General features: G+C 59.5%; 15 protein-coding genes. 8 read left to right on the forward strand and 7 right to left on the reverse strand.

Annotation, left to right across the window (positions count from 1 at the left end; all coding sequences use genetic code 11):
• The first annotated feature begins 13 nt into the window (after positions 1–13).
• Entirely contained in the window at positions 14–424 is a 411-nt protein-coding gene (locus AM571_RS37810) for a hypothetical protein (RefSeq protein WP_237358701.1), read from the forward strand.
• Here AM571_RS37810 and AM571_RS27260 read toward each other — a convergent pair.
• The 6 genes from AM571_RS27260 to AM571_RS27285 all read right to left on the reverse strand — a co-directional run bounded on the left by AM571_RS27260 (position 416) and on the right by AM571_RS27285 (position 6518).
• On the reverse strand, positions 416–1441 hold the full coding sequence (locus AM571_RS27260) for a GH25 family lysozyme (protein ID WP_074064137.1): 1026 nt from the start codon (positions 1439–1441) through the stop codon (positions 416–418). The two genes, AM571_RS37810 and AM571_RS27260, sit on opposite strands and share 9 nt — an antisense overlap.
• A 157-nt stretch (positions 1442–1598) precedes the next feature.
• Positions 1599–2777: a M20 aminoacylase family protein gene (locus AM571_RS27265; RefSeq protein WP_074064138.1), complete on the reverse strand. Its 1179-nt coding sequence runs from the start codon at positions 2775–2777 to the stop codon at positions 1599–1601.
• A gap of 84 nt (positions 2778–2861) precedes the next feature.
• A complete protein-coding gene (locus tag AM571_RS27270) occupies positions 2862–3641 on the reverse strand; it encodes an amino acid ABC transporter ATP-binding protein (protein WP_074064139.1) in 780 nt (259 codons plus the stop codon).
• Positions 3638–4606 carry an amino acid ABC transporter permease gene (locus AM571_RS27275; protein WP_074064140.1) on the reverse strand — a complete coding sequence of 323 codons (969 nt, stop codon included), beginning with the start codon at positions 4604–4606 and terminating at the stop codon, positions 3638–3640. The genes AM571_RS27270 and AM571_RS27275 overlap by 4 nt, the downstream gene beginning before the upstream one ends.
• On the reverse strand, positions 4603–5493 hold the full coding sequence (locus AM571_RS27280) for an ABC transporter substrate-binding protein (RefSeq protein WP_074064141.1): 891 nt from the start codon (positions 5491–5493) through the stop codon (positions 4603–4605). Before AM571_RS27280 ends, AM571_RS27275 begins: the two co-directional genes overlap by 4 nt.
• A 35-nt stretch (positions 5494–5528) precedes the next feature.
• The gene (locus AM571_RS27285) at positions 5529–6518 is read right to left on the reverse strand and encodes a nitrate ABC transporter substrate-binding protein (RefSeq protein ID WP_074064142.1); all 990 of its coding nucleotides are present in this window, start codon (positions 6516–6518) and stop codon (positions 5529–5531) included.
• Between the two features lie 102 nt (positions 6519–6620).
• On the opposite strand from AM571_RS27285, the gene AM571_RS27290 reads away from it, so the two are divergent.
• The 3 genes from AM571_RS27290 to msrA all read left to right on the forward strand — a co-directional run bounded on the left by AM571_RS27290 (position 6621) and on the right by msrA (position 9284).
• Positions 6621–7949 (forward strand): PLP-dependent aminotransferase family protein, encoded by a 1329-nt coding sequence (locus AM571_RS27290; RefSeq protein ID WP_074064143.1) that lies wholly within the window; start codon positions 6621–6623, stop codon positions 7947–7949.
• A gap of 384 nt (positions 7950–8333) precedes the next feature.
• Complete coding sequence (gene msrB / locus AM571_RS27295) at positions 8334–8777, forward strand: peptide-methionine (R)-S-oxide reductase MsrB (protein WP_074064144.1); 444 nt, start codon at positions 8334–8336, stop codon at positions 8775–8777.
• Complete coding sequence (gene msrA / locus AM571_RS27300) at positions 8778–9284, forward strand: peptide-methionine (S)-S-oxide reductase MsrA (protein ID WP_074064145.1); 507 nt, start codon at positions 8778–8780, stop codon at positions 9282–9284.
• A 35-nt stretch (positions 9285–9319) separates the two neighbouring features.
• On the opposite strand, the gene AM571_RS36650 is transcribed toward msrA, so the two are convergent.
• Positions 9320–9571: a hypothetical protein gene (locus tag AM571_RS36650; RefSeq protein ID WP_155774546.1), complete on the reverse strand. Its 252-nt coding sequence runs from the start codon at positions 9569–9571 to the stop codon at positions 9320–9322.
• On the opposite strand from AM571_RS36650, the gene AM571_RS27305 reads away from it, so the two are divergent.
• The 4 genes from AM571_RS27305 (at position 9533) to AM571_RS27320 (ending at position 12862) form a co-directional block, all read left to right on the forward strand.
• Entirely contained in the window at positions 9533–10759 is a 1227-nt protein-coding gene (locus tag AM571_RS27305) for a bifunctional alpha/beta hydrolase/OsmC family protein (RefSeq protein ID WP_074064146.1), read from the forward strand. The genes AM571_RS36650 and AM571_RS27305 overlap by 39 nt on opposite strands.
• An 82-nt stretch (positions 10760–10841) precedes the next feature.
• On the forward strand, positions 10842–11117 hold the full coding sequence (locus AM571_RS27310; protein WP_074064147.1) for a hypothetical protein: 276 nt from the start codon (positions 10842–10844) through the stop codon (positions 11115–11117).
• A 158-nt stretch (positions 11118–11275) separates the two neighbouring features.
• Entirely contained in the window at positions 11276–12181 is a 906-nt protein-coding gene (locus tag AM571_RS27315; RefSeq protein ID WP_074064148.1) for a PhnA-like protein, read from the forward strand.
• 228 nt (positions 12182–12409) lie between these two features.
• The gene (locus AM571_RS27320; protein WP_074064149.1) at positions 12410–12862 is read left to right on the forward strand and encodes a hypothetical protein; all 453 of its coding nucleotides are present in this window, start codon (positions 12410–12412) and stop codon (positions 12860–12862) included.
• Positions 12863–12881 lie beyond the last annotated feature (19 nt).

The raw sequence follows: 12881 nt of genomic DNA on the forward strand, positions 1-12881 counted from the left end.
CACCGAGATCAGGATGGTTGAACTGAGCCTGTGTCGCCTGCCCGGCGATAATCGCCATCAGAAGGTGCTCGACCGCGCCAAGGCTGACCCCGTACCGCTGAGCAATCCCCTCCAAGGTCCGTCGACCCTCTTCACTGAGCTGTCTCATTGTGATCGCCCTTGCCTGATCAAGAAAGCGTGCACGCCGCAAGGCCGAACCCGCAACGAAGTCAAGAAGCTCTCCACCACATTAGAACAATACGAAATTAGGTGGCAATTGTCACAAGATATCGCGCGGGTCGGCGTAGGCTCACGCGCCGATATCGACGCGCTCGAAAACTGCTTCCATAATCTTGACCTCAGATGCCGGAGCGCTACGACTGCGGGCAAAGTCACGCCATCTTCTGCAATCTCCCGACCATCGCCGCCCTCGGCGCTACCGTGACGCCACCCAGTCGTGCCAATCGTCTTCATCACCATGGAAGACGTTGAGGTCGATCCGGCCATCGACGCCGTGCGAGAGACCGGAACCAGAATACTGCCAGAAGACCCACTTGCGCTTTGGGTACACCTTGGAGGGATGGGCGGCGACCGAGCGCAGCCAAAAGGGATAATCGAGAAATGCGCCCTTCAGGTTGTCGCGGTAGAAGTCTGGAGCCGTGTAGATGATCGGACGCTGGCCATAGTGTCGCTCGAGCTTGTCCATGAAGACTTGCATTTTTTCCAGCACCCGTTCGCGCGAAGGCCGCCGCTTGCAGCTCGATTCACCGTTCCACTCGACGTCGATAACCGGCGGAAGAGCACCTGCTTCCTTCGGAACATTGCGGATGAACCAGTCCGCCTGCTCGCCGGCCGTCCGGCACCAGTAGAAGAAATGATAGGCGCCGCGCTTCAAGCCAGCCTCCTTGGCCCTGCGCCAGTTCTTCCTGAACATCGGGTCGAGATGGTCGCCCCCGTCGGTCGCCTTGATATAGGCGAAGTTCGCACCTTGCCGCCTCAGCCGTTCCCAATCGATCTCTGCCTGCCATCGCGACACGTCGACGCCGTGTACGGCAAGTTTTCTTGGTGAAATGGACCCGAAATTGATCGGCTTGGCGTCGCGAAAACCGTAGCTGTAAATCTGCGAGCGCGTCTGCGGAGCCCTTGTCTGAGGCTTGTCCGGCGCCAGCATCGCAATGGGCCGTTCTGACGGGATGGGCGCGCCAACGGTTCTTGAAGCTGGTGCGAACGCTTGCGGCTGCGGCACCGATCCTGCCCAGGCCAAGGTCTGCGGCGGTGGGTTGTCCTGCCGGCCAAGGTCGCCCACATTGGCGGCAGGGACGGGGACGGCTGATTGGGCAACCGAGCCCGTCGTCTCCTCAGATGGCAGCCCGGCCTGAACGGTCCCAGGACGAGAATTGGCAGCGCAACCGGACAATGTCAGGCAGGCAAGAAAGATTGCAGTCACATTCGATAGACGCATAAGAACCCGTACGCAAAACAACTGCCGCCGACGCCATCCCATGCCGCCGGGACCGGCTGACGTTGATGGCTAATGGAAAATTACCAAAAAAGACTGAATACAATCTTTATTGCCAAGGTTAACGGCGCGCCGATGCTTGCGATTGTGTCGGGTAAATCTAGTCCAAGAATTTCTCTGTCAGCCGCGCCCACATGGCGGCACCAACAGTCAGGTTCTCGTCTGCAAAGTTGAATTTCGAGCTATGCAGGATCTCAGAGTTCAGACCGTTGCCAAGGCGCAGGAAGCAACCCGGCTTGTGTTCGAGAAAATGGGAAAAATCCTCGCTTCCCGGGATCAGTGGGCACGCTAAGACCTGGTCCGGGCCAACGAGTTCCTCCGCAATACGGCGGGCAAATTCGGTTTCCTTCTCGGAGTTGATGACGACTGGGTGGCCGCGGCCATAGTCGATCTCGGCCCTGGCGCCATAGCCTTCCGCGACACTCGCTGCCAGGTTACGGATTCTCGCCTCCAGAATGTCCCTGATCGCCGGTTCGAAGGACCGGACGCTGAGCAGAAGGGTTGCGATGTCGGGAATGACATTCGAGGCCTCACCGGCATGGATGGAGCCGACGGTGACGACTGCGGTTTGTGTCGGATCGATGCTGCGCGAAACGACCGACTGCAGTGAGACGACGAGATTGCATGCAATGAGCACCGGGTCCACCGTCAGATGCGGCCTGGAGGCGTGGCCACCCTTTCCCTTGATGGTGATTTTTACCGTGTCGGCAGCTGCCATCAATGGACCGGAACGCAAAAGCCAGGTGCCTTCGGGCGCGCCGGGATGATTGTGCAACCCGAAAATCGCATCGCATGGAAAGCGTTCAAACAATCCGTCAGCGATCATCGCCTCAGCACCGCTTGCGCTGCCTGCTTCCTCGGCGGGCTGGAAGATCAGGTTGACCGTCCCGTCAAAACGGCGGGTGCGCGCCAGATACTCCGCAGCCCCAAGCAGCATCGTCGTGTGACCGTCGTGACCGCATGCATGCATCTTGCCGGCAGCCCGGCTGGCGTAAGGCAGGCTCGTTTCTTCCTGGATTGGAAGAGCATCCATGTCGGCGCGGATCGCAATACTGCGCGGACTGCTGCCCATCTGAAGACGAGCGACGACACCGTGGCCGCCGACATTTCGGAAAACTTCGTAGCCCCAGGAGCCCAGTTTATCAGCGACGAAGCGTGCAGTCTCGACCTCTTCGAATGATAGTTCCGGATTGGCGTGAAGATGCCGGCGGGTCGCTACAAGCTCTTCCTTGAGCGGCTCGAAGTCGCAGATGCGGGCAAAGCCCTTGTCGCGTGTCATCAATTGGTTCCAATAGCTAGAATGAACAGTATCGTCCGTCGCGGTTTGGCGGCGCGACGGAGTGCGCAGCGTAAAGATTGCCGGCTAGATGAAGCGCGCGAGAAAACTTCTCGTGCGTTGATGCTGCGGATTGCCGAGGACCTCTTCGGGCTTGCCGTGTTCGACGACTTTGCCGCCATCCATGAAAATGACGCGGTCGGCCGCTTCGCGCGCAAAGCCAATCTCGTGAGTGACGACGATCATGGTCAGTCCCTGGCTTGCCAGGTCCCGCATGGTTGCAAGAACCTCGCCGACGAGCTCGGGATCGAGTGCGGAGGTTGGCTCGTCGAACAGCATCAGCTTCGGCTTGATCGCCAGAGCACGTGCAATCGCCACGCGCTGCTGCTGGCCGCCGGAAAGCTGGCGCGGGTAACTGTCGGCTTTTTCCGAGAGGCCGACGCGCTCCAGAAGCATCAGCGCATTTTCCATTGCGGCCTTGCGGCTTTCGCCGTGGATGCCAACCGGCGCTTCGATAATGTTTTCGAGTGCGGTCATGTGTGGATAGAGATTGAACTGCTGGAAAACCATGCCGATCTTGCGCCTTTGCGCAGCGATAGCATTTTTGGAGAGCTTCTCAAGCCGGTCCTTTCGCAATCGATAACCGATCTGTTCTCCATCGACCATGATTGAGCCCTGATTGATGGACTCGAGATGATTGATGCAGCGCAGGAAGGTCGATTTGCCCGAGCCGGAAGGCCCGAGGATAACCACGACCTCGCCAGGGGCGACGTCAAGGTCGATGCCCTTTAAGACTTCAAACTGGTCGTAGGACTTGTGAACATTGCGTGCGTGAACGAGAGGTCCGACAGTTGCAAGGGCGTTCAATGGCTCGCCTCCTGTGCGATGACGGGTGAGGGGCTATCCGATACGATCGGCGTGCCTGCCTGTCCGGCAGGCTTCGGTGCGCTGGAGGAGCGTCTGTCGCCTCTGCTGTAGTAGCGTTCGATATAGCCTTGGCCGATGTTGAGGATCGAGGTGATCAGCAGGTACCAGACCACCGCGACGAGCAGCATCGGAATGATCTCGAAGGTGCGGTTATAGATCGACTGGACCGAATAGAGCAGGTCGGCCATGGCGATCACGCTGACGAGAGAGGTCGCCTTGATCATGCTGATGAGTTGGTTGCCGGTTGGCGGAACGATGGAGCGCATCGCTTGCGGTATGATGATCCTGCGCAGCGCGCGTGCCCGCGTCATGCCAAAGGCTTCCGCCGTTTCCGCCTGGCCCCTATCGACCGACAGAAGGCCGCCGCGGATGATCTCGGCCATGTAGGCCGCCTCGTTGAGCGCCAGGCCGACGATTGCTGCCGTCATCGGCGTGATGACAGAATTGGTGTCCCAACTGGCCAATGTCGGTCCGAAGGGCACGGTGATTGAAATTGATGGAAAGAGCGTCGACAGATTGTACCAGAATATAAGCTGCACCAGGAGCGGCGTGCCGCGGAAGAACCAGATGTAGAGACCGGCAAGAGAATGGGCGAGCCGGTCGCTCGACAACCGTGCAATGGCAAGCAGCAGACCAAGTGCTATGCCGATCAGCATGGCAACAACAGTCAGTCCCAGCGAGACGTAGAGGCCGCTGATGACCGTCGGGTCAAAGAAATATTGTGCGACGACCGGCCAGCCGAAATTCTCGTTGTTTGCGACGATCCAGGCAAAATTGGCCGCGATGCCCACTGTCAGGGCCCAAAGGACGAGGCGATCGGTGCGAAACGGCTTATGCGCGTTGACGACGTCGCGGGGATCGGCACCGCCCGAAGGCGATGCGGATTTATGGTCGCTTGCACTCATTTTGGCAACATCCCGCCGAGATTGATGCCCGGCTCTTTAATCATGTTGTTCTCAAGACCCCATTTCTTCATGATCGCCGCATAGGTGCCGTTCTCCATCAGAATTTTCATGCCATCGCGCAGCACAGGGCCGAGGGGCGATCCCTTCGGCACGACGGCGCCCTGATAGAGATCTTCAAAGCCGTTCTTCTGGCCGACGCCGGTGAGCTCGAGCTGACCATTGGACTGCGACACGAAATAGGTGAGGGGCGCCTGAGAGGAGAAGAACGCGTCCGAGCGCTTGGATCTGACGGCGAGGATCGAGCTCGGCTGGTCGGTAAAGGATTGCACCTCGATCGCGTCCTTGCCGTCGGACTTGCACTTTTCGGCCTGGACCTTGATGACCTTCTCAGCCGATCCGCCAGCCATGACTGCGATGCGCTGTCCGCAAGCGGTGTCGAGCGAGGTTATCCCGTTCGGATTGCCCTTGTGCACAGCAAAGACGACGAATTCCTGCACCCAGTCGACGAAGTCATTAGCCTCTTCGCGGCTCTTGAAGTCGCCGACAGGACCGAAGGCGAATTGATAGCGGCCGGAATTGACGCCGGCGAGGAGTGCCGGCAGACCACCCACCGTTGCGTGCTCGATCGTAACGCCGAGCACTTGGCCGAGCGCGTCCGTAAGGTCGGCGCTCGCTCCTTCCATCTTCGTTCCGGTGACGATCTCGTAGGGGGGAAAGGAGCCGTTGTTGACCGAGATGATCTTGCCGGCGGTCTTGATCTCCTCGGGTAGCTTTGCCCGCAGTTCCTCGTTGACGTTGAGTTTCGGAAGGTCCGCATCATCGGCCATGGCCATTCCAGAGAGCAGGGTGCTCGCCAGGGCGAGGGAGGTGAAAAATTTCAATGGCATTTCTTATTCCCCTTTTGGTTTGTATGGAAACAGGTTCAGGTTGCGGCTGCGGCAAGCTGCGAGCGATCCGAGGACGTCTGCATCGGAAAAAGCTCTACCGGCGTGAGTGCTCGCGGCAGGATGTCCTGCGCGTACAGTTCGCGGGCAAAATCGGCAATCATCGCACGGTTGGCATCAAGGCCGCTTTCGTCCCAGTCCGGCGGCAGATCTGCCGAGACCTTCAAAAGCTCATCGAGCATCCACGGCGTGGTGTCGGCATATTTGCGGCGCTTCGTGGTCCAGACGCGCTTGGATTCATCGATCAAGCTGCTGAGTTCTTCGAGGAGCCATGGGTGTTGCGCCGCTACCGTCGACTTGACGCCGATGAGATGCATTCCCGGTACATAGCCGACGTCCTCGAAATACCGGCGCTCGGCATGGCGAAAATCTGCAAGCACCTGGCGGAACGGCGAATCTTTATCGAAAAAGCCCTCAGGCATGAAGGGTGTGAAAACCGCATCCAGCCCACCGTCTTTCAGGAGTTCGACCATCGGCCGCTCTCCAGGTGCTGCCTCGATGCGTCCCGGGCGACCAAAGCCATCGAGACGATCAGCAATCGGGTGGGCTTCCGTCAACCGACCGGCAAACCACATCGCATCCTCGACGCCGACACCCTCACGTCGCAAGGCTGCGCGCGTCCAGGTGTTTCCAGAATCGCGCCATCCCGTCACACCGATCCGCTTTCCGGCAAGCTGGCGCAGTTGCGTGATCGGGCTCTCCTTCGTCGTGATGATGCAGCGATGGCGAAAGCCGCGCATGATGAAGTTCGGGATGCCGATCACAGTCTCGTCGCCGTCGGCGCGAAGCTGGGCATATCGGCTGAAGGACATTTCCGCCGCGTCGGGAGCGTCGTCCTTTCCGATATGGGAGATGAGCGTGCCAACCCTTTCGATCTGCACGTCGAGACGGGGTGAAGAGACCTCCCCCAACACCAGCGGGGTCATGTAGTCCCAGTCGCGCAGGGCCAGCCTTATCGTTACAGTCATGCATTTCGCTCTCAAAAAAAGACATTTCCGCTCGTAATTAAATGTTCAGTTTGCTGCGATCAAATGTTATTACGTTATTGAACATTTAATCGTGGTGCAGATATGAGCGAAACACGAAATGCCGATTGGTTTGCCGAAAAATTAAGCGATACCTCCATTCGCGGAATTGCGTTGGAAACCAGCGCCTTAATCCGTGCAGGCGCGCTTCCCGTCGGAACCAAGCTGCCTGCGATCCGCGACCTTGCCTTCGCGCTTGGCGTCAGCCCAGCGACGATTTCTGAGGCCTGGAGCGAACTGCGCCGCCAGAAGATCATCAGCGGGCGGGGCCGCAACGGCACCTGGATCAGCGGCGATCGGTTCGTTGCCAAGCCAGAGAGGCTTGCGAGCTCCGGCAACTACGGCGAGGGTGTGCTCGACCTTACGGCGGCGGTCCCCGATGTAGGCCTGCTACCGCCCCTAGCAGACGCTCTGACATACGGCGCCTCGGCGGAAAGCCTCAACAGCTACGAACGCAGCCATATACTGCCGGAGCTCGAAGCGGCCGTGCGGCGCGACTGGCCCTACGAGCCGGAGGCCTTCCTTGCAACAAACGGCGGCTACAACGCCGTCTACACGCTGTTGCATGCATTGGTGATGCCTGGCGCTTCAGTCGCAATCGAAAATCCGACGGCCATGCGCCTTCTCGACATCCTGGAGGATCTGGGTGTGCGTATCCTGCCAGTTCAGTGCGACAAGGACGGTCCCCTGCCGTCGGCGCTCGAAGCGGCCATGAAATATCGCCCTGTAGCATTTCTGTTTCAGCCGCGGCTTCACTCCGTGACCGGCCAAAGCGTCAGCAAGGCACGCCTGGAAGCTCTGGGAAATATTTTGGCGGGCAGCGATACGCTGATCATCGAAGATGATGGCGTGGCCGACATTTCCGGCGCAACCAAGCATTCCTTGGGAGGGCGCTATCCTGACCGCGTCATACACATCCTTTCCTATTCGAAGACGCTGGGTCCGGACCTGCGTCTTGCCGTGCTGTCGAGTTCCCGGGCGATCGTCGAGCAGATTCAATCCTATCGGAGTTTCAGCGCCGGCTGGACCAGCCGGATTCTGCAATCGGCAGCGGCGTGGCTGCTACGCGATCCTAGAACCGACGAAATTCTTGCCCGCGCACGCAATATCTATCAGCAGCGCCACGATGAACTGACGAATGCGCTGCGCGAGCGCCACGTCGAGTTGGACGACGGAGAAGGCCTCTGCGCCTGGGTTCCGGTTTCGTCGGAGCCCTTTGCGATGGTCACCTTGGCGGCGAGAGGGATCGCGGTGCACCCCGGCGCTAAGTTCTCGATCCTGCCCAGCAATCATATCAGGGTCGCAACGGGCAATCTTTCTGATCGGTGCAGCGAGGTCGCAGACGCCATCGCGCTGGCCTGCACGACAGGCTGATCCTTAAATTCTCGCGCCGAAATGGCACAAACATTGGCGATGGCGTTCCGGCCTGAGAGCGATGAACAGGGCTCAATAGAGCCAATTTTCAACAGCAGGATTTGGCGCGCTCGGCCAGGGCGGCGCTGGTCGTGCGGTGAGCAACCGTCTCGTGCAGAGCATGGCCGACCCTCCCGGTTCAAGCGATATCATTGGAGCGCGAACTTGTATGTGCTGGTCACGGGTTCCGGCAGAGCCGAGATCCTCAAGATCGCGCAGCTTTCGGCATCGCACAACGGGGCGTAAAAAACCGGCGCATCGCGCGGCTGTGGAATCTAAACCCACTTGATATTGAAAATCCCCCTTGGGCCTCGCCATATTCTGATCCAGAACGGAGACAGGGCAATGACCTATACAAAGACCGACGAAGCGGTCAGCAGGCTCACACCCGAACAGTATCGGGTGACCCAGCAGAACGGCACCGAACGCTCCTTCACCGGGGAATATAATGACAACAAAAGGCCAGGCATCTATGTCGACATCGTCTCCGGCGAACCGCTGTTTGCCTCGGCCGACAAGTTCGATTCCGGCTGCGGCTGGCCGAGCTTCACCAAGCCGATCGTGGCGGCAAATGTCAACGAGTTGCGGGATGACTCGCATGGTATGATCCGCACCGAGGTGCGTTCGATACATGGCGACAGTCACCTCGGCCATGTGTTTCCCGACGGCCCTGAGGATCGCGGTGGCCTGCGTTACTGCATCAATTCCGCCGCCCTGCGCTTCATTGCGCGCGACGAAATGGAGGCAGCGGGCTATGGTGCATATCTCAACCAGGTGGAGGATATCTAAATGACCGAGAGAGCTGTTTTGGCTGGTGGTTGCTTCTGGGGCATGCAGGACTTGATCCGCAAGCTTCCCGGGGTCATTCAGACCCGCGTGGGCTATACCGGCGGCGATGTGGCGAACGCGACCTACCGAAATCACGGTACCCACGCCGAAGGCATCGAGATCATCTTCGATCCCGAGGCGATCAGCTACAGGCGAATTCTGGAGTTTTTCTTTCAGATCCATGATCCGACGACAAGAAACCGGCAGGGCAACGATGTCGGCGCCTCGTATCGGTCGGCGATCTACTACGCTGACGACGAGCAGAAGCGGATAGCCGAGGACACCATCGCAGACGTCGAGGCTTCCGGCCTGTGGCCGGGCAAGGTTGTCACCGAAGTGGAGCCTGTCGGAGACTTCTGGCAGGCGGAGCCGGAGCACCAGGATTACCTGCAGCACTATCCAAATGGCTACACCTGCCATTTCCCGCGCCCCAACTGGGTGTTGCCGGCGCGCGCGGCGGCCGAATAGGCGACCGACTGTCGCCTGGTCGCACAGATTGGCGGTCATTCGAAATCCTGAAGAATCCGGCCGATCCGCCGGCGCATAGCAGGAGCCTTTTGTGCAATCTGGACGCCGCTACCAAGGTGCGCCGGCAGTGCCGGCGCGGCGCTGACACAAACATCCAGGCTAAGATGGGGCTCTGAGCGAACATCGAGGTAGTCGGTCTCCATCGCTGATGTAAAATGCTCATTTTCCCACAGCGACGGAGCAATCCTATGGCCTTCAACACGCAACGGCTTCAATTTGCCGGTCATTCTGGCGCCACTTTAGCCGCCCGCCTCGACATGCCGAACGGGCCTTTACGCGCTTACGCACTTTTTGCGCATTGCTTCACCTGCTCCAAGGATTTGGCCGCAGCTCGCCGCATCGCAGCGGAGCTTGCGCGCGAAGGAATCGCTGTCATGCGTTTTGATTTCACCGGTTTGGGATCGAGCGAAGGCGAATTTGCCTCGACAAATTTCTCCTCCAATGTTGCCGACTTGCTTGCGGCGGCCGACTATCTCCGAAAGCACTATCGGGCACCGTCTGTGCTGATTGGCCACTCGCTCGGTGGCGCAGCGGTGCTGGCCGTCGCCAGGAACATACCTGAAGTGCGCGCCGTTGCCACGATCGGTGCGCCAGCCGATGTTGGTCACGTGTTGAAGAATCTCGGGACGAGCCTGGAGGCAATCGAAAAAAGTGGTGCGGCCGAAGTCGATCTCGCCGGGCGAAAGTTCCTTCTCAAAAAGCAATTTGTCGAGGATGCGCGAGCACACCGTCTCAAGGATGCGGTTGCGGGTCTGAAAAAGCCGCTCCTCATCCTTCACGCGCCGCTGGATGGGACGGTCGGAATAGAAAACGCCAACGAAATCTTCCTTTCGGCCAGACATCCCAAGAGCTTCATCTCACTGGACACGGCCGATCACCTGCTCACCGACCCTGAGGACGCAACCTTCGCCGGACGAGTTATATCGGGATGGCTGACGCGTTATCTTGCTGCCGACACGCCGCAGGGCACCGGCGTAATCGAACATGTCCGCGTGACGGAAACGGGCGAAGGCAAGTTTCAGAATTCGGTTCAGGCGGGCAGCCACCGGCTTTTCGCAGATGAACCGGAAAGTCTGGGTGGGCTCGATTCCGGGCCGTCGCCCTATGATTTCCTGTCGATGGCGCTTGGCGCCTGCACCTCGATGACGCTGCGCATCTATGCCGATCACAAAAAGCTACCGCTCGGGCGCATCGGCGTTGACGTCTCGCATGCCAAGATTCATGTCAACGACTGCGCGGACTGCACCGAAGCGGAACGCAGCGGTAGCGGCAGGATTGATCGTTTCGAGCGCGTCATTTCCATCGAAGGCGAGGTCTCCGAGAAGCTTCGCGGCAAGATTGCTGAAATTGCCGACAAATGCCCGGTCCATCGCACACTCGAAGCCATGGCGACGATAAGAACCATCGTGAAATAAAGAAGATCGGCGAGCCCCGACGAACCTGTCGTCGTCATCGACGGCGGCACCAGCGTGCTCGGCTTTTCGACAACCAGAGGGCATGTTTGGACGTTGCAGATCGGTTGCTCTGCGCCAAGCTGTTGTCGAATTCCGGGCGAAGGTCGAGCTGGAGATAACTGGTCTTCGAAATCCCTGCTCCATCGACGAGTTTCATCCGCGCCTTCTCAAGGCCGTGTTGGACAAGCGGTCGAACGGAAAGATCGTTCTGAGGGCAAGTGTCATGACGGTGGTGCTTAAAGACGGCACCGTGCGCATTCGGGCGAACGGCATCAAGACAGAGCGGTCTCCGCCGGTTCTTTTTGTTGGAGAGGGTTGAAGGAAGCACCGGTGCGGTGCGAACCTATCGGATGCTGCAAGCAAAGGACGCGGGATTGGCATCCACTCTTTTCCAATGACGTTCAGCCAGCTGGAACAATGGGCACATCTGAGAGTTTGATTGCCACTTCACGAACTCGTGAAAAAAGGAAGACTCCTATGACCGAACCCGCTTCTTCCGTGGCGCACATTCATACGCGCGACGATAACCCCTATCTCAACGCAGCCGTCAACAAGGTCTCCTGGGGCGCCGTGTTCGCCGGCGTCGTAGTGGCACTTGTGGTTCAGCTCCTGCTCAACCTCCTGGGTGCCGGTCTCGGCGCTGCCGTCATCGATCCGGATTCGAGCGATAATCCCAGTGCGACAACGCTCTCGGTCAGTACGGCAATCTGGTTCGTGGTCAGCGGCCTGATCGCCTCCTTCGCCGGCGGCTACATTGCCAGCCGGTTGTCCGGACGCCCGCTCCGTTCAACGGGATCTCTCCATGGCGTCACGTCGTGGGCTGTCACGACGCTGGTCGTCGTCTATCTTTTGACCACATCGGTGGGCGCGCTCGTCGGTGGCGTCTTCTCTGGTTTGGGCGGCATCGTCTCCAGTGCCGGATCCACAGTGGCCACGGCCGCCACGACAGCAGCTCCTGCACTTGCGAGGGCCACCGATCCAATGGCCGGCGTCGAGCAGAGCATCCGAGAGGCAAGTGGCGGCAACGATCCAGCAGCGCTTCGCGATGCCGCAGTCGCCTCCGTGCGCGCAGTTCTGACGGGCGACCAAGCCAAAGCAGAAGAAGCACGCAATCGCGCTGCTGACGCCATCGCCCGAGCTCAGAACATTCCTGTCGACCAGGCCAAGCAGCAGGTCGCTCAGTACGAGCAGCAGTACAAGGACGCCGTTGCTGAGGCGAAGCAGCAGGCGACCGAGGCCGCTGAAACCGCAGCGACAGCGTTCTCGGCGGGAGCGATCCTGGCATTCATCGCTCTAGCCCTAGGTGCTATTGCGGCTTGGATCGGCGGCGCCGTCGGCACGACACACGTTCTGCGGGACGAAGACGTCTACGTGACGCGTTGAACATTAGCCCCGTAGCCAGACCTCGGGCGGTCCATTTGAAAGCGCCATCTTACGAGGGCCAATAGACGCTCATGGGCCGGGGACCTGCACGCTCCTATTGCCTTTGCATACGTGGTCTTGCCTGGGAGCTAAGGATCACCTTGAGCGCTCTGCCGGCCCGGTTCTGCGAGTTCGGGAGTGCGGAACTGTTGGGTGCCGCGATCGTTGTTCTCAGTCATGGAGGACGCAATGTCGAACATTTCGAAGACAGGTACCGACGAGATCAACACTGCAATCAGCCCGACCACGTTTGGTCGCTCGGTCGAAAGCCAGGCGCAAATTGCTGACGCGGCCGCGCAGAGCGCGCCCGGCAGCGCAGACGAGCCACTCAACATCTACCGTCTCGAGCCGATCGCCGCGCCAAATGATCCAAGATGGGCCAACTCTCCAGGACATGGAGTTGTCGTAGTGGCGGCGAGGACGCCAGGCGATGCACGGATCATGGCGGCCAGTCGAGAGCTGGACTTCATGGAGGTCGATGCAGCGCCCGCAGAAGACGTGACGACAGCGAATGCGAGCGCTTTTCGGGACGACAAGCTTTACACCGTAATCGAGATCGACCGTGATCGTACCGACGTCGCGCGCGGCATCCTTGATGGCGACGTCTCGGTCGATACGATCCGGCCAGTGGAGCCGGACTGACGCGCTCCTTCCTCACTGA

It is taken from the genome of Rhizobium etli 8C-3, from assembly GCF_001908375.1.
GTDB lineage: Bacteria > Pseudomonadota > Alphaproteobacteria > Rhizobiales > Rhizobiaceae > Rhizobium > Rhizobium etli_B.